Consider the following 15,169-nt stretch of genomic DNA (forward strand, 5'->3'; position numbering starts at 1 on the left):
GACGGCCATCTTCACCACGCTCAGCGAGGCGTCGTACTGCTCGGCGAGTTGCGCGGTGGACGGCAACGGGGTTCCGGGCGCCAGAGATCCGCCGTTGATCTGCGCGCGGAGATCGTCGGCGATCTGGAGGTAGCCGGGGCGCCCGGTGTTCTTGACCATCGCTGTCCATCACACCACGAAACACCGACCAAGCCAACCGAGAGGACGTTGACAACCAAGCCAACTAGGTTAACTATGTTGGATGAACGAGAAAGAGGAGGTCACAGACCATGCGTTCCATCCCGATCCCTGTGGATGTCGGCAAGCTCGCCATCACCTGCGTCAAGGCCCCGCGCCCACGGGTGCTCAACCGCGACACCGGCGAGATCAAGACCGACAAGAACGGCAACACCGTCTACGAGGTCACCGTCTCCGTCGAGGACGAGTTCGGCCGGATCGAACTCGTCAAGATCGGCATTACCGGCGAACCGCCCATCAGCGTCGGCGACCAGGTCAACGCCGTCGGCCTGCTCGGCTACGTCTGGGAGATCGCCGGCCGATGGGGCATCGCCTACCGCGCCTCGGCGCTACTCCCCGTCAGGGAGGCCGTCGATGCCTGACGCGCCGTACATGCTCGCAGCCCTGGCCGCGGTCGCGGCCGGGCTGTGGGCCTGGCGCCGCTACCACTACCCGTCCTTCTGGCTCGTGCTCGGCTTCCCGCTCGTTGGTCTGTCGGTACGAGCTTCGTGGCGGCGGGTCGCCCTCGGCTGCGGGCTGACCAAGAAGCGGCAGCGCTTCTGGTTCACCACCGTCCCCGGCCTGGTCGCCTCGACGGGCATCGTCCGCGTCCGGCGCAGGTGGCAGCGCATCGCCGTGGACACCAAGCCGTTCATGTGGCTGCCGCTGCCGACCCGGCACGGCTGGCGCGTCACCCTCCACACCCTGGAAGGCCAGACCCCCGGCGACTACGCCGACGTCGCCGAACGCCTCGCGCACTCCTGGGGCGTCCACGCCATCCGCGTCTCCTCACCCGGTCCCGGACGCGTCGTCCTCATGGCCACCATGCGCGACCCGCTGGTCAAGGTCGACGAGCTTCCGCCCTCGCCGGAACTGCTCAAGGTCACGGTAGGACGTCTGGAGACGGGCAAGCCCTGGACCGTCGACTTCCGTACCGTGCCGCACTGGCTGAACGCGGGCGCGACACAGTCCGGCAAGTCGAACCTCGCCAACGCCCTGATCGTCGGGCTGGCTCCACAACCCGTGGCCCTGGTCGGCTTCGACCTCAAAGGCGGAGTGGAATTCACGCCCTACAGGCCGCGCCTGTCCGCACTGGCCACCTCGCGCGCCGAGTCCGGTGGGCTGCTGGATGACCTGGTCGGCCTGATGGTCGATCGCATGGGACTGTGCCGCCAGGCCGGCGCCCGCAACATCTGGCAGCTCCCGCCCGGCGTGCGACCGGTCCCGGTCGTGGCCCTGGTTGACGAGCTGGCCGAGCTGTACCTGATGGCCGACAAGTCGGAGAAGGACGAGGTCGCCAAGACTTCGACGGCGCTGCTTCGGGTCGCCCAGCTCGGCCGAGCGTTCGGCATCTACCTGTTCTGCTGTGGTCAGCGCATCGGCTCTGACCTCGGCCACGGCGTCACCGCTCTCCGCGCCCAGTGCTCCGGACGGATCTGCCACCGCGTCAACGATCCCGAGACCGCCACCATGACGCTCGGCGACCTCGACCCGGCGGCGCTTGCCTCGGCTCGTGCCATCCCCGCCGAAACGCCGGGCGTCGCCATCGTCGCCGGTCAGGACGGCCAGTGGTACCGCGCCCGCTCCTACTACGTCACTGAGCAGGCCGCCGAGCAGGCCGCCCGTGCTCATGCCCACCTCGCCCCGGCCTGGGACGAGGTCACCGCCCACCTGCCCGAACCCATCAACGCCTGAACTCATGAAGGGAGGAACGATGCGACGCTTCGTCTGCTGGCTGCTCGACACCGGCCCGGTCCTCGTCCTGGCCGCCATCGCGGGTGCCGGATCGTTCACCCACATCCGCGACACCGCCACCGAGCACGGCCAGACCGGCTGGATGTCCTGGGCGGTCGCCGTCTGCATCGACCTGACCTGCGTCATGGCCGCCCGCGAACGTCAACGCGACAAGAGGATCAGCAACCGCCGGCGGGGTCGGCTCTCGTGGCCCGTCCTCGTCCTGACCGGCGGCATCGTCTTGTCCCTGGCCGCGAACCTCGCCCAAGCCGACCCGACCGTCTGGGGCTGGATCACCGCCGCGACTCCGGCCGCCGCCTTCCTCATCGCTGTCTCGATGCTGGAACGCCGCGCCACCCGTCCGGAACCGTCCACTGCCGTGGCGTCCTCGCCCGTCCTGGCTTCGTCCTCGGCTCCGCAACTCGTCCCGTCCCAAGTTCGGGACGAGGACGACGAGCGGGACAGCGACCTCGCGCCCGCCCTGATCGACTACGCCCGCCGTGTGGCCGACGAACACCACAGCCGGCACGGCAAGCCCATCACCCGAGACGCCCTACGCGCCCACCTGGGCGTGTCCAACCAACTCGCCTCCGACTTGCTGCGCACCCTGCGCACCGCCTGAAGGGAGAACCGACCCATGACCCACGACCGCCGCACCGCCCTTATCCACGGCCTGCTCGACCTGGCTGCCTTCCTCGAAGCCCACCCCGACGTACCCGTCTCCTCCAGCGTCACCGTCCACCACTTCACCGACCAGGCCAGCGACGCCGACCAGCGCGCCGAAATCGACCAGATCGCCGCCCTCGTCGGCTCGCAGATCGACTACGAGGACTCCCCGTACGGCCACTACGCCACCTCGCGCCTGTTCGGCCCGGTGGAGTACCGCGCCGTCGCCATCCTGGCCGCCGCCCGCGCCCGCCACGCCGCCGAAGCCAGCTACCGCGGCTGTATCCAGCCCGACCCCACGGCCGCCACCTGACCAGAAAGGGACCCGACCATGCGCATCCGCATCGACGGCACCCGAGCCGAGATCGTCGACGCCCTGTTCCGCCTACGCCTGCACTTCACCGTCATCGGCGTCTCACGCGCCTACCCCGACCGCACTCGCCCGTACCACTGGCGCATCTACCTCACCACCGCCCGCGACAGGAAGTGACCAGATGGACGAGGTGAACCACTACCGCTGCTGCACCTGCAACGGCACCGGAATCGACTCTGACGACGCCCGCTGCCTCGACTGCGACGGCAACGGCATCGACAACCACGGCGCATAACGCGCAGCGCCCCCGGCCTGGCCGCACATCCGCCAAGACGACTGCCAGGTCGAGGGCCATCCCTTCACCCGAACGAGCGAAAGGAGGTCTCCATCTTGCCCACAACCCACGCCACCGCGCACGCCAAAGCGGGCATGATCGCCCGACTCAACCACCCTGAATACGACCGCTGGGCCAACCAGATCCGCGCCACAGGCGGCTGCCGTCAGCCCATCCACCTCCGCGGCAAGGTCGACCACTACGACCGCGCCACCGGCCAACTCCTGCACCGCTACACCACCCGCACCGAACCCGACGGCATCCTGCGCGTCCCGTGCAAAACCCGCCGGGCCACCCGCTGCCCGTCCTGCGCCGAGACCTACCGCGCCGACACTTACCACCTCATCCGCGCCGGCCTCGTGGGCGGCAAAGGCGTCCCCGAGACCGTCACCACCCACCCCACGCTGTTCATCACGTTGACCGCCCCGTCCTTCGGCCCGGTCCACACTCGCCGCGAACACCACGGCAAGGCCCAGCCCTGCCACGCCCGCCGCAACGCCACCACCTGCCCACACGGCCAAGTCATGTCCTGCACCCAACGCCACAGCAAGGACGACCCGCGCCTGGGCGAACCGCTGTGCCCTGACTGCTACGACTACACCGGGTCCGTCCTGTTCAACGCCCTGGCGCCGCTGCTGTGGAAGCGCTTCGCCGACTCCGTACGCCGCCACCTGGCCAAACTCGGCGGCCTCCTCCTCAAGGACCTCCGCCACCACCTCACCCTCTCCTTCGCCAAAGTCGCCGAATACCAGCGCCGCGGCGTCGTCCACTTCCACGCCGTCATCCGCCTCGACGGCCCCGGCGGCCCTGCCACACCTCCGCCACCCTGGGCCACCACCGACGCCCTGACCCAAGCCATCCAGCACGCCGCCAAAGCCGTCACCGCCAAGGCTCCCGCCTACGCCGACCAGCCCGAACGAGTCCTGCGCTGGGGCACCCAACTCGACATCCGCTCCATCACCCTGAACGGCGACCTCACTGACCAAGCCGTCGCCGGCTACATCGCCAAGTACGCCACCAAAGCCGCCGAATGCGTCGGCACCCTGGACCGCCGCATCAACCCCCTCGACGACCTGACCCTGTACAACCTCCGTGATCACGCCCGCCGCCTCATCACCACCTGCATGGCACTCGGGACCGAACCCGACCTCGCCGACCTCCGCCTCGCCGACTGGGCCCACATGCTCGGCTTCCGCGGCCACTTCTCCACCCGCTCCCGCCGCTACTCCACCACCCTCGGCGACATCCGAGCCGACCGCGAACACCACGCCCGACAAGGCGAGATCACCACCGGCCGCCTCCCGCTCTTCGCCGAAGACGCCGTCCTCGTGATCAGCGAATGGGAGTACGCAGGCAAGGGCCACTCCCTCGGCGACCAACTCCTAGCCGCCGCCATCACGGGAGGGTGCCTATGAACACTCTCACCAAGCTCTGGACTGTGCACGACGTAGCCACCTTCCTCGGCGTTCCGATCGCCACGCTCTATCAATGGCGACACCACCGCACAGGCCCCAGAGGCCACAGGATCGGCCGCCATCTGCGCTACGTGCCCGAGGACGTCATGTCCTGGGTCCAGGACCAGGAGTAGCCCATGGCCTTCGTCAAGGACCTGTGGACGAAGACGCTCCGGACCCCGGACGGCAAGTCACGGAAGGTCAAGACCCCACGCCACGGAAGAGGCAAGCGCTGGCTCGCCGTCTGGGTGGACCCGGACGGTAAGGAGCGCTCAGCCGCCTACGACCGCAAGGCCGACGCCGAGCGCAAGATCGCCGCTATGGGCGCCGACATCGCCCGCGGCGACTACATCGACCCGAACGCTGGCAAGGTGCTCTTCGCCGACCTCGCCGAACGATGGCTCGCCTCCCGCATCGTCGACCCCTCAACCAAGATCCGCTACGAGTACATCCACCGTCTTCACGTCGCGTCGACGTTTGCCAAGCGTCAGGTGAAGACCATTAAGCCATCCCAGATCCAGGCATGGATCAGTGACCTGTGCAGTCGCTTCGAGACTTCGACCGTACAGACGGCGTTCCTGGTCCTCCAGGGCATCCTTGACCTCGCCGTCGCGGATGAGGTCATCAAACGAAGTCCCGCCAAGTCACCGATCGTCCAGGTGCCGAAGCGCGTGGCCGAAGAGATCACGGCGTGGTCGGACGAACGGGTCCACGCCCTGATTGACGCCCACCCTGCCCTCTTCCGCCTGCTTCCGATGCTCGGGGCCGCATGCGGCCTACGGCAGGGCGAACTGTTCGGCCTGGCCCTGGAAGATATCGACTTCGAGGAGCATCTTCTTCGCGTACGACGACAGATCAAGAAGCTGGGAGCCGACCATGTCTTCGCGCTGCCCAAGAACGACCGTGAAAGGGTCGTGCCGCTGCCTGAGTGGGCCACTGAAGCCATCAAACGGCACGTCTCGGCTCATTCCCCGTTGACTTGCTCCCTGCCCTGGGAGAAGGCAGACGGCAAGCTTCGCACACACGACCTGTTGTTCCGCTGGACGGACGACCGCTTCATCAAGGCCAGAAGCTACAGCGAAACGGTCTGGAAGCCCGCCCTGGTCCAAGCAGGCGTGATCCCTGCACCGGACAGGGACGGACGCCAGCGGAGCCGCTACGCAACCTCTCGTAAGGAAGGGCTGCACCAACTTCGGCACTACTACGCGAGCGTCATGCTGGCCGGCGGCGTCTCGGTCAAGGAGCTCGCCGAGTACCTCGGTCACGCGGACCCCGGCTTCACCCTCCGCGTCTACGCCCACATGATGCCCGGCTCACATGAGCGTGCACGCAGAGCAATCGATGATCGCCTGTTCCACCCTCGATCAGCCTCCGTCAGCGGTGTCAATCCCGCTGCGCGTAAGGGATGAGAGCAGCGCATCTCTCGCATCTTAGATGTAACCTGAACGCGTTGGGCTTTGCTTCCGAGCGGACCTCACAAGTACCTTGATAGCCATTCCAGGCCATCCCTTGGCGATCCAAATCGGACACATAAATGGAATACGGATCGAAACACCTTGTAGGCCTACGCGACTCAAGTTGTGAGCGACGTTCGGACATCAACGCCTGACTAGGCGCCTCACCGAGTCGCCTATAGCGGCTCACGCCGCATCCGTCCTGTCCGAACGGATGATTCATGGTGGTTCAGTCTGTGTGGTTGCGGGTTCTTCTCGTAGCACTGCTCGTCCTTCCCCTGTTGTGCATCGTTGTGTTGTCCTTCCCGGCATGGGTCACCTGGCCCTTCCTGCCTCTGGACAAGCGCCAGACGGTGCTCTCCTTCGTCGACCAGCTCGCCAAGTGGGCTAAGGCGATCGGCGGGGGGAGGTAGCGAGCCAGACACCGAATGGCCCGCAGGTACGCCTGCGGGCCATTCTTTATTGGGGGGCGGCTTTCATACTGTGAGGCCGTGACCGCTGCGCGCCACGACCTCACACGGAACAGGGACGGAACAGGCCAACGGCGAAGATCACAAGCCGCTCCGATAGATACGGTCCTTCTCATGAGCAGCGCAGGATTTCCGCAGGTCAACGCTTACTTCAGGAGCTGGCGGGCCATGACCATGCGCTGGATCTGGTTGGTGCCCTCGTAGATCTGGGTGATCTTGGCGTCGCGCATCATGCGTTCCACCGGGAAGTCCTTCGTGTACCCGTACCCGCCCAAGAGCTGGACCGCGTCCGTGGTGATCTCCATGGCGGCGTCCGATGCGGCGCACTTGGCGGCGCTCGACAGGAACGTCAGGTCCTTCTGCGGCCGGCCGTGCATCGCCAGCTCGCTCTTGGCGGCCGCGCGGTACGTCAGCTGCCTGGCCGCCTCCAGCTTCATCGCCATGTCGGCGATCATGAACTGCAGCCCCTGGAAGTCGCCGATCGGGCGGCCGAACTGCTTGCGTTCCTTGACGTAGCCGATCGCGTAGTCGAGGGCGCCCTGGGCGATGCCCAGCGCCTGGGCGGCGATGGTGACGCGGGTGTGGTCGAGGGTGGCGAGGGCCGTCTTGAAGCCGGTGCCGGGCTCGCCGATCATGCGGGACGCCGGGATGCGGACGTTCTCCAGGATCACCTGGCGGGTCGGCGAGGCCTTGATGCCGAGCTTCTTCTCCTTCGGCCCGAAGGAGACGCCTTCGTCGGACTTCTCCACCACGAAGGCGGAGATGCCCCGGGCGCCGGCGGACGGGTCCGTCACGGCCATCAGCGTGTAGTACTCGGAGACGCCGGCGTTGGTGATCCACATCTTGGTGCCGTTGAGCACGTAGTGGTCGCCGTCGAGAACCGCGCGGGTCTTCATGGCGGCGGCGTCGGACCCCGCCTCAGGCTCGGACAGCGCGTACGAGAACATGGCCTCGCCCCTCGCCACCGGCGCCAGGTAACGCTGCTTGAGCTCCTCGGACGCCGAGAGCAGCAGCGGCACGGTGCCCAGCTTGTTCACGGCCGGGATGAGCGAGGACGACGCGCAGGCCCGCGCGACCTCCTCGATGACGATCACCGCGGCCAGCGCGTCCGCCCCGGCGCCCCCGTACTCCTCGGGAACGTGCACGGCGTGCAGGTCGGCGGCGACGAGGGCCTTGTAGACGTCCCAGGGGAACTCTTCGGACTCGTCGGCCGCCGCGGCCTGCGGCGCGATCTTCTCGTCGGCCAGGGCGCGGACCGTCTCCCTGAGCATGTCGTGCTCTTCGGCGGGCGCATAGAGAGGGAAGCTCATGCCTAGATACTAGGACGTCCGAGCACTTTGTTACCAGCTAGTACGGTTTGCGAACAGACGCAGGTGGCACGAAGGAGGTAGCGAAGGCCGGTAGCATGCCTGGCGATCGAAAGGAGCTCGCTCGTGCCATATCGCCTCACGGTGATCGGGACCGGATACCTGGGCATCACGCATGCGTCCTGCATGGCGGATCTCGGATTCGAAGTCCTTGGCCTCGACATTGACGCGGACAAGATCCGCCGGCTGAACAACGGTGAGCTCCCCATCCACGAGCCCGGGCTGGAACCCGTGCTCCGCCGTGGGCTCGACTCCGGACGCCTTCGCTTCACCAGCTCCTACGAAGAGGTCGCCGCCTTCGGCGACGTGCACTTCGTCTGCGTCGGCACACCGCAGAAGAAGGGCGAGTACGCCGCGGACGTGTCGTACATGGACAGCGCCATCGAGTCGCTCGCGCCGCTTCTCGACCGCGAGTGCCTGGTCGTCGGCAAGTCCACCGTGCCGGTCGGCACCGCCGAGCGCATGGCCGACAAGCTCGCCCGCCTGTCGCCGGCCGGCGTCGGCGTCGAGCTGGCGTGGAACCCGGAGTTCCTGCGCGAGGGCTTCGCGGTGGAGGACACCCTCCACCCCGACCGCATCGTGCTCGGCGTGCGCTCGGAGCGGGCCGAGAAGGTGCTGCGCGACGTGTACGCGCCGCTCGGGGACGTCCCGTTCGTGGTGACCGACTTCGCGACGTCGGAGCTGGTCAAGACGGCGGCCAACGCCTTCCTCGCCACCAAGATCTCCTTCATCAACGCCATGGCCGAGGTCTGCGAGGCCGCGCACGCCGACGTCAAGCAGCTGTCCGAGGCGCTCTCGTACGACGACCGCATCGGCGGGCGCTTCCTCAACGCCGGGCTCGGCTTCGGCGGCGGCTGCCTGCCCAAGGACATCAGGGCCTTCATGGCACGGGCCGGCGAGCTGGGGGCCGACCAGGCGCTGACGTTCCTGCGCGAGGTCGACGCGATCAACATGCGCCGCCGCGCCCGCATGGTCGACCTGGCCAGGGAGCTGGCGGGCGGCTCGTTCCACGGGTGCACGGTCGGCGTGCTGGGCGCGGCCTTCAAGCCGAACTCGGACGACATTCGCGACTCCCCCGCCCTGGACGTCGCCGTGACGATCGGCCACCAGGGCGGACAGGTCACCGTCTACGACCCGATCGCGCTCGACAACGCTCGTAAGGCTCACCCGGAGCTGAACTACGGCGAGTCGGCCGTCGAGGCGGTCCGCGGGGCGCACGTGGTGCTGCTGCTGACGGAGTGGAAAGAGTTCCTGGAGCTCGATCCGGAGGAGCTGGGCGCGGTGGTCGCGACCCGGCGCATCGTCGACGGCCGCAACGCGCTCAACTCCGAGGTGTGGCGCTCGGCCGGCTGGCACTACCGGGCGCTCGGCCGCCCGTAACCCCGCCGCGGCACCTCTCCGAACGCCCGGGACCCCTCACCACGGGGAACCGGGCGCCCGGAAAGTCCGGTCTGCCCCTGGACGGCCCTGAGTTGCCTGCTCAGAGCTCCGCGGCCTCGGCGCGCAGCTTCTCACCCTTGGCGTACGCCTGCTCCTTGAGACGCCCCTGGAACTCCTCCATGCGCTCGCGCAGCCCGGCGTCGGACGCCCCGAGGATGCGGACGGCCAGCAGCCCCGCGTTGCGCGCGCCCCCGACCGCCACCGTGGCCACCGGCACCCCGGCCGGCATCTGGACGATCGACAGCAGGGAGTCCATCCCGTCGAGGTACTTCAGCGGCACCGGCACCCCGATCACCGGCAGCGGCGTCACCGAGGCCAGCATGCCGGGCAGATGTGCCGCCCCGCCGGCCCCCGCGATGATCACCCGGATGCCGCGCGAGGCCGCCTGCCGGCCGTACTCGATCATCTCGACCGGCATGCGGTGGGCCGAGACGACGTCGGCCTCGAACGGCACGCCGAACTCCGCCACGGCCTCGGCCGCGGCCTTCATCACGGGCCAGTCGGAGTCCGACCCCATGACGATCCCGATTCGCTCTGTCACGTGTACTCCCCGGTCATGAGGTAGACGGCGGCGTGGCGGGCGCGGGCGCGCACCTTGTCGAGGTCGGCGCCCAGGGCCGTGACGTGGCCGATCTTGCGGCCCGGACGCACTTCCTTGCCGTAGAAGTGCAGCTTGATGCCGGGGTCGTGGGCCAGCACGTGCTCGTAGCGCTTGAACAGGTCGGGGTCGTCGCCGCCCAGCAGGTTGGCCATGACGACGACCGGGGCGGTCATCGCGGGCGAACCGAGCGGCAGGTCGAGCACGGCCCGCAGGTGCTGCTCGAACTGGGACGTGGTGGAACCCTCGATCGTCCAGTGGCCGCTGTTGTGGGGGCGCATGGCCAGCTCGTTCACCACGAGGCCGTCGGCGGTCTGGAACAGCTCCACCGCCAGCAGCCCGGTCACGCCCAGCTCGTGGGCGATCTTCAGGCCGATGCGCTGGGCGACGGCGGCCTCCTCGGGGTCCATGCCGGGGGCGGGGGCGATCACCTCGACGCAGATGCCGTCCTGCTGCACGGTCTCCACGACCGGGTAGCTGACGCCCTGCCCGTGGGGCGAGCGGGCCACCAGCACCGCGAGCTCGCGCTCGAACGGCACGAACGCCTCGGCCATCAGCTCGACGCCGGTGGCGAACGCCTCGGCCACGTCGTCGGGGGTGCGGCAGACCCACACGCCGCGCCCGTCGTAGCCGCCGCGCACCGACTTCAGCACGACCGGCCAGCCGTGCTCGTCGGCGAACGCCGCGACGTCCGCCGCCGAGGCGACCCGGGCCCAGGCCGGGCAGGGCACGCCGACGGCGGTCAGCCGTTCGCGCATGACGGCCTTGTCCTGGGCGTGCACGAGCGCGTCGGCGCCCGGGTGCACGGCGTGGCCGTCGGCGATCAGGGCCCTGATGTGCTCGGTCGGCACGTGCTCGTGGTCGAACGTGATCGCGTCGCAGCCCTGGGCGAACGCCCGCAGGTCGGCCAGGTCGCGGTAGTCTCCGACCTGGGTGTCGACGATCACTCGTGCGGCGCTCTCCCCGGGGGCGGCGGCCAGCACCCGCAGCTCGACCCCGAGCGCGATGGCCGGCGACTGCGTCATCCGGGCGAGCTGACCGGCGCCGACGATGCCGACGACCGGCCCGATGGGACTGTAGGAACTCACGTGAGGTGAGCTTACCGGGACGGAACGACTACCTCGCCGTTGTCAACTCACGCCCTCCCGCCGCGGCACCCCGCCGTCGTCAACCGGCGCGCCCCCGGCGCAACCCGAGCGTCCTGATCCGGTTGCCCGTGCCGACCAGGCTGGCCATCACCACCAGATCCGTGCGCCCTCCCTGGTACGTGAGCCGCAGGGCGTCGAACACCAGGACGGAACCGGCGGCCACCGGGATCGCGAGGGTGCGCGTGCCGAACAGCTCGACGTCGGCGCGGTTCGCGGTGACGTCCTTGAGCAGCCCGCGCAGCGGATCCCCGGCCGGGAAGCGCACGCCCGCCACCCCGGCCGGGTCGGTGAGGTACGTCAGGTGCCGCTGCGGCACCAGCCGGGCCTGTCTGACCAGCGACGCCGGCGCCTCGGCGGCCTTCCGCGCCGGCTCGCCGGGCACCGGGACCGGCCCCGCGCCCAGCCGCCACCGGCCGTCCTCCAGGAAGAACAGGTAGTACGCGGGCGAGGGCTCGCGGGCCAGCGCGGCGAACCAGTCGCCCGCGTCGGGCAGCACGTAGACGGGGTCGGCGGGACGGGCTGGACGGCCGTTCCGGGTCGCCTCGCAGGCACGGCCGTCCAGCGTCCGCTCCGCCCACGTGGTCAGCTCCCGTACGGCGGCGCAGTCCCGCCGCTGCCAGGCCCCGTCGAGCTGCCGGAGCAGCGAGAACGCCTGCTCGGCGGTCGCCGGGGCGACCCGTGGCGCGGCTGCCGGGGCAGGCGTGCGATCCTCCTGGAGCACCGGGGCGCCGCCGGTCGCGCCACAGCCCGCGGCGAGCAGGGCCAGGACCAACGCGAGCAGTCGAAGCGGCACAGGTGGCTCCCGGGAGGGCGGCCGTCTGGAGCGGCAGGTCCGACATCGCGGGCGGGCCCGCGATCTGAACGGCAGCGTAATGCCGATCTTTCAGAAATGCCGCCCATAAGGCGATATTTCTAGAAGTGGTCTTTGCGGGGTATGTTCGGCCCTCTGACACCGGCCGTACGACATCGCCGGTACGCTGAGGTGGTCAGTCTCGACGAGGGAAAGGACCGAGCGCGGACGTGGAGTTTGCCAAGCGCCTCTACCAGCGGTTCGAGTCCCTGGTTCACGAACTGGCCAAATTCGGGAGCATCGGGGCCGTCGCCTTTCTGCTCGACACGGGTGTCTACAACCTCTTCCTGCTCGGCTTCGAGTGGGGCCCCCTCACCTCCAAGGTGCTCGCCACCACGCTCTCGGCGACCTTCGCCTACCTGGGCAACCGCTTCTGGACCTTCCGCCACCGCGAGCAGAGCGGCCTCGGCCGCGAATACTTCCTGTTCTTCCTGCTCAACGGCGTCGCCCTGCTGTTCGGCCTGCTGGTGATCGGCTTCACCAAGTACACCCTCCACCTGCACGACGGCCTGAGCCTGAACATCGCCAACTTCGCCGGCGTCGGCCTCGGCACGCTGTTCCGCTACTGGTCGTACAAGAAGTGGGTGTTCCTGGAGGCCACCGAGCCGATCCCGGTGGAGCTGCCGGAGATCAGGCAGGACCGCTGACCACGCGGTTCCTGCTGTCCTCCTCGGCCGGGCGCAGGAAGATGGCGAACGTCGCCGGCCGGCGGCGCACCAGTTCCAGCCGTCCGCCGTCCGCGGCGGCCAGCGCGCGGGCGAGAGTGAGCCCGAGTCCGGTGCCTCCGCCGCCGCTGACGTTCCGTTCGAAGATCTTGGGTGCGATCTCGTCGGCGATGCCGGGGCCCTCGTCGGCGACCTCGATCACGATGTAGTTGTCGCCGCAGGTGCTGGTGACGGTGACCGTGCCGCCGCCGTGGCGCAGGGAGTTCTCCAGCAGCGAGGCGATCACCTGGCCGAAGCCGCCGGTGGTGGCCATCGCCTTCAGTCCGCGGGTGCCGTCGAGGTGCAGCGTGCGGCCCGCCTCACGGAAGACCGGCTCCCACTCGGTGATCTGCTGGATGAGCACCTCGTCGATGGCGACGGGCTCGGCCTGGGCGTGGCGCTGGCGGCGGGCCGCCGCCAGCAGCTCGTCGATCACCGCGGTCAGGCGCTCGGCCTGCACGATGGCCGCCTCGCCCTCCTCGCGGACGACCTCCGGCTCGTTCGAGGCGGCGACGATCTCCTCCAGGCGCATGGTCAGGCCGGTCAGGGGCGTGCGGAGCTGATGGGAGGCGTCGGTGGCGAACTCGCGTTCGCGGGTGAGCAGGTCGGAGATGCGGGTGGCGCTGCGGTCGAGCACCTGGGCCACGCGGTCCAGCTCGGGGATGCCATAGCGGTGCTTGCTGGGCCGCGCGTCGCCCGACCCCAGCCGCTCGGCGATCTTCGCCAGGTCCTGCAAGGGCAGCGTCAGCCTGCGTGACTGGACGACGGCCAGGCTGACGGCCACCGCGAGCGCCGCGACGGCCAGCGCCACGATCAGCAGCAGCCTGGCCCGGACGTCGCGCTCGACCTGATCCCGGTCACGACTTATCCGGACGTAGACCCCGGTGTTGGTCTGGGCGTCCTCGGTCATCAGGTGACCCGACGCCGGCGCGGTGCCGACGACGGTCACCCGCAGAGGGGTTCCGCGTTCCCAGATCTGGATGTACCTGCCCGGGTACTTCTGCTCCAGTTGTTGCGGGTCGAGCGGGGTCTCCTGGACCCGGGCGTACTCGACCTCGCCCACGAGACGTTTGGCTTCCGCCCCGAGCTCCTGAGCCGCCTCGTCGACGATCAGACGGCTGACCACGACGCCCAGGGGGACCCCCAGCAACAGGACCGCGATGACCGCGACGACCAGTGTGGAGGAGAGCAGTCGACGGCGCATGCGCCTACTCGCGTTCGAACCGGAAGCCGACTCCCCGGACCGTCGTGATGTATCGGGGCTTGGCGGCATCGTCGCCGAGTTTGCGGCGCAGCCAGGAGATGTGCATGTCGAGGGTCTTGGTCGAACCCCACCAGTTGGTGTCCCACACCTCGCGCATGATCTGCTCCCGGGTGACGACCTTGCCGGCGTCGCGGACCAGGACCCGCAGCAGGTCGAACTCCTTGGTCGTCAGGTGCAGCTCCTTCTCCCCCATCCAGGCGCGGCGGGAGTCGGCGTCGATGCGGACCCCCTGCACGACCGGGGTCTCGGAGGTGCCGCGCCGCAGCAGCGCGCGCACCCGGGCGAGCAGCTCGGCCAGCCGGAACGGCTTGGTCACGTAGTCGTCGGCGCCGGCGTCGAGGCCGACGACGGTGTCCACCTCGTCGACGCGGGCCGTGAGTATCAGAACCGGGGTGCCGTGCCCCTCGGCACGGATCCGGCGGGCGACCTCCAGACCGTCCATCTCTGGCAGCCCGAGGTCGAGAACGATGAGGTCGATGCCGCCCGACAGGGCCCTCTCCAGGGCCTGCGGGCCGTCGGGGCTCACCTCTACCTGATAGCCCTCGCGGCGTAGCGCACGCGCGAGTGGCTCGGAGATCGAGGTGTCATCCTCGGCGAGAAGTACGCAGGTCATGAAGCGATCGTAGGACCTTAGGCGATCGTTTCCCGGGCACAGCGCGCGGTTTGACTTGTCGTTGACCTATCCATTGACCTGGGCAAACGAAGCTAAATAAGGGTTAGTCGTGATTAAATTACCGCGATTATCGAGGGGAAAACACAAAGCGCTCCAGGCTTTCCCATCACACCACGTACGCCCGCGTCCGCGGGACGCGTCGCGCCCGGCGCGGCGCCCGGAGCGTGATACCCCGATCCGGGCGCCGGAATGCCTGGATCGTGCCGTTCAGAGCCAGCTCGACCGGACGGAGGCCGCCGGGCCGCCGGCCGGGGCGGTGCCGAGCTCGCCGGCGCGCACCCGGTCGAGCAGGCGGCGGACGGTGTCGACGATCTCGGGGGCGGTCTCCCGCAGGCTCGCCGCGTCGTCCGCGCCCACCTCGGCGGGATCGACGCCCGACTGCCGCAGCACGCCGTCGAGGTCGGCCAGCCGCTCCCCCAGCCACTTCAGCGGCTCGGCCGACAGCTCCTCGTCGAACACCCGCCGGTCGGGCTCCCAGCCGCTG

17 protein-coding genes and 1 pseudogene are annotated in these 15,169 nt (G+C 69.1%); 10 read left to right on the plus strand and 8 right to left on the minus strand.

The window, feature by feature from the left end; translation table 11 throughout:
* A partial coding sequence (locus ACWCSD_RS31365; RefSeq protein WP_449920241.1) for a GntR family transcriptional regulator occupies nucleotides 1-159 on the minus strand: 159 nt, incomplete at its 3' end.
* A 110-nt stretch (nucleotides 160-269) separates the two neighbouring features.
* On the opposite strand from ACWCSD_RS31365, the gene ACWCSD_RS31370 reads away from it, so the two are divergent.
* The 8 genes from ACWCSD_RS31370 to ACWCSD_RS31405 all read left to right on the plus strand — a co-directional run bounded on the left by ACWCSD_RS31370 (nucleotide 270) and on the right by ACWCSD_RS31405 (nucleotide 6,126).
* Entirely contained in the window at nucleotides 270-599 is a 330-nt protein-coding gene (locus ACWCSD_RS31370; RefSeq protein ID WP_449920218.1) for an SCO3933 family regulatory protein, read from the plus strand.
* Nucleotides 592-1,911, plus strand: a complete 1,320-nt coding sequence (locus ACWCSD_RS31375) for an FtsK/SpoIIIE domain-containing protein (protein WP_449920221.1) — start codon at nucleotides 592-594, stop codon at nucleotides 1,909-1,911. Before ACWCSD_RS31370 ends, ACWCSD_RS31375 begins: the two co-directional genes overlap by 8 nt.
* 19 nt (nucleotides 1,912-1,930) lie before the next feature.
* Nucleotides 1,931-2,572 carry a DUF2637 domain-containing protein gene (locus ACWCSD_RS31380; protein WP_449920223.1) on the plus strand — a complete coding sequence of 214 codons (642 nt, stop codon included), beginning with the start codon at nucleotides 1,931-1,933 and terminating at the stop codon, nucleotides 2,570-2,572.
* Between the two features lie 15 nt (nucleotides 2,573-2,587).
* A complete protein-coding gene (locus ACWCSD_RS31385) occupies nucleotides 2,588-2,929 on the plus strand; it encodes a hypothetical protein (RefSeq protein ID WP_449920225.1) in 342 nt (113 codons plus the stop codon).
* Between the two features lie 18 nt (nucleotides 2,930-2,947).
* On the plus strand, nucleotides 2,948-3,106 hold the full coding sequence (locus ACWCSD_RS31390) for a hypothetical protein (protein ID WP_189651145.1): 159 nt from the start codon (nucleotides 2,948-2,950) through the stop codon (nucleotides 3,104-3,106).
* 252 nt (nucleotides 3,107-3,358) lie between these two features.
* A complete protein-coding gene (locus ACWCSD_RS31395; protein ID WP_449920244.1) occupies nucleotides 3,359-4,678 on the plus strand; it encodes a replication initiator in 1,320 nt (439 codons plus the stop codon).
* Nucleotides 4,675-4,851 carry a helix-turn-helix transcriptional regulator gene (locus ACWCSD_RS31400; protein WP_449920229.1) on the plus strand — a complete coding sequence of 59 codons (177 nt, stop codon included), beginning with the start codon at nucleotides 4,675-4,677 and terminating at the stop codon, nucleotides 4,849-4,851. Before ACWCSD_RS31395 ends, ACWCSD_RS31400 begins: the two co-directional genes overlap by 4 nt.
* 3 nt (nucleotides 4,852-4,854) lie before the next feature.
* A complete protein-coding gene (locus ACWCSD_RS31405; protein WP_449920233.1) occupies nucleotides 4,855-6,126 on the plus strand; it encodes a tyrosine-type recombinase/integrase in 1,272 nt (423 codons plus the stop codon).
* 661 nt (nucleotides 6,127-6,787) lie between these two features.
* Here ACWCSD_RS31405 and ACWCSD_RS31410 read toward each other — a convergent pair.
* Nucleotides 6,788-7,951, minus strand: coding sequence for an acyl-CoA dehydrogenase family protein (locus ACWCSD_RS31410; protein ID WP_352361802.1), 1,164 nt, complete (start codon nucleotides 7,949-7,951; stop codon nucleotides 6,788-6,790).
* A 123-nt stretch (nucleotides 7,952-8,074) separates the two neighbouring features.
* On the opposite strand from ACWCSD_RS31410, the gene ACWCSD_RS31415 reads away from it, so the two are divergent.
* Nucleotides 8,075-9,388: a UDP-glucose dehydrogenase family protein gene (locus ACWCSD_RS31415; protein WP_352361804.1), complete on the plus strand. Its 1,314-nt coding sequence runs from the start codon at nucleotides 8,075-8,077 to the stop codon at nucleotides 9,386-9,388.
* A 100-nt stretch (nucleotides 9,389-9,488) separates the two neighbouring features.
* Here the strand turns inward: ACWCSD_RS31415 and purE are convergent, their stop codons facing one another.
* The 3 genes from purE to ACWCSD_RS31430 form a co-directional block, all read right to left on the minus strand.
* Complete coding sequence (purE, locus tag ACWCSD_RS31420; protein WP_357702729.1) at nucleotides 9,489-9,965, minus strand: 5-(carboxyamino)imidazole ribonucleotide mutase; 477 nt, start codon at nucleotides 9,963-9,965, stop codon at nucleotides 9,489-9,491.
* Between the two features lie 20 nt (nucleotides 9,966-9,985).
* Complete coding sequence (locus ACWCSD_RS31425) at nucleotides 9,986-11,134, minus strand: 5-(carboxyamino)imidazole ribonucleotide synthase (protein ID WP_387668896.1); 1,149 nt, start codon at nucleotides 11,132-11,134, stop codon at nucleotides 9,986-9,988.
* 79 nt (nucleotides 11,135-11,213) lie between these two features.
* Complete coding sequence (locus tag ACWCSD_RS31430; RefSeq protein ID WP_449920237.1) at nucleotides 11,214-11,987, minus strand: hypothetical protein; 774 nt, start codon at nucleotides 11,985-11,987, stop codon at nucleotides 11,214-11,216.
* A 227-nt stretch (nucleotides 11,988-12,214) separates the two neighbouring features.
* Here ACWCSD_RS31430 and ACWCSD_RS31435 point away from each other — a divergent pair, with 227 nt between their 5' ends.
* Nucleotides 12,215-12,691 (plus strand): GtrA family protein, encoded by a 477-nt coding sequence (locus ACWCSD_RS31435; RefSeq protein WP_352321617.1) that lies wholly within the window; start codon nucleotides 12,215-12,217, stop codon nucleotides 12,689-12,691.
* On the opposite strand, the gene ACWCSD_RS31440 is transcribed toward ACWCSD_RS31435, so the two are convergent.
* The 3 genes and pseudogenes from ACWCSD_RS31440 to ACWCSD_RS31450 all read right to left on the minus strand — a co-directional run.
* Nucleotides 12,675-13,952 carry an ATP-binding protein gene (locus ACWCSD_RS31440; protein WP_352361812.1) on the minus strand — a complete coding sequence of 426 codons (1,278 nt, stop codon included), beginning with the start codon at nucleotides 13,950-13,952 and terminating at the stop codon, nucleotides 12,675-12,677. The genes ACWCSD_RS31435 and ACWCSD_RS31440 overlap by 17 nt on opposite strands.
* A gap of 4 nt (nucleotides 13,953-13,956) precedes the next feature.
* The gene (locus tag ACWCSD_RS31445) at nucleotides 13,957-14,625 is read right to left on the minus strand and encodes a response regulator transcription factor (protein WP_043620820.1); all 669 of its coding nucleotides are present in this window, start codon (nucleotides 14,623-14,625) and stop codon (nucleotides 13,957-13,959) included.
* 267 nt (nucleotides 14,626-14,892) lie between these two features.
* Nucleotides 14,893-15,169 (minus strand): annotated as a pseudogene (locus ACWCSD_RS31450) (hypothetical protein); the annotation flags it as partial.

The organism is Nonomuraea sp. NPDC001684 (assembly GCF_053596515.1).

Coding starts and splice junctions, on each gene's coding strand:
- ACWCSD_RS31370 (WP_449920218.1), top strand. CDS start 270: ATGCGTTCCATCCCGATCCCTGTGGATGTCGGCAAGCTCGCCATCACC.
- ACWCSD_RS31375 (WP_449920221.1), top strand. CDS start 592: ATGCCTGACGCGCCGTACATGCTCGCAGCCCTGGCCGCGGTCGCGGCC.
- ACWCSD_RS31380 (WP_449920223.1), top strand. CDS start 1,931: ATGCGACGCTTCGTCTGCTGGCTGCTCGACACCGGCCCGGTCCTCGTC.
- ACWCSD_RS31385 (WP_449920225.1), top strand. CDS start 2,588: ATGACCCACGACCGCCGCACCGCCCTTATCCACGGCCTGCTCGACCTG.
- ACWCSD_RS31390 (WP_189651145.1), top strand. CDS start 2,948: ATGCGCATCCGCATCGACGGCACCCGAGCCGAGATCGTCGACGCCCTG.
- ACWCSD_RS31395 (WP_449920244.1), top strand. CDS start 3,359: ATGATCGCCCGACTCAACCACCCTGAATACGACCGCTGGGCCAACCAG.
- ACWCSD_RS31400 (WP_449920229.1), top strand. CDS start 4,675: ATGAACACTCTCACCAAGCTCTGGACTGTGCACGACGTAGCCACCTTC.
- ACWCSD_RS31405 (WP_449920233.1), top strand. CDS start 4,855: ATGGCCTTCGTCAAGGACCTGTGGACGAAGACGCTCCGGACCCCGGAC.
- ACWCSD_RS31410 (WP_352361802.1), bottom strand. CDS start 7,951: ATGAGCTTCCCTCTCTATGCGCCCGCCGAAGAGCACGACATGCTCAGG.
- purE (WP_357702729.1), bottom strand. CDS start 9,965: ATGGGGTCGGACTCCGACTGGCCCGTGATGAAGGCCGCGGCCGAGGCC.
- ACWCSD_RS31440 (WP_352361812.1), bottom strand. CDS start 13,952: ATGCGCCGTCGACTGCTCTCCTCCACACTGGTCGTCGCGGTCATCGCG.
- ACWCSD_RS31445 (WP_043620820.1), bottom strand. CDS start 14,625: ATGACCTGCGTACTTCTCGCCGAGGATGACACCTCGATCTCCGAGCCA.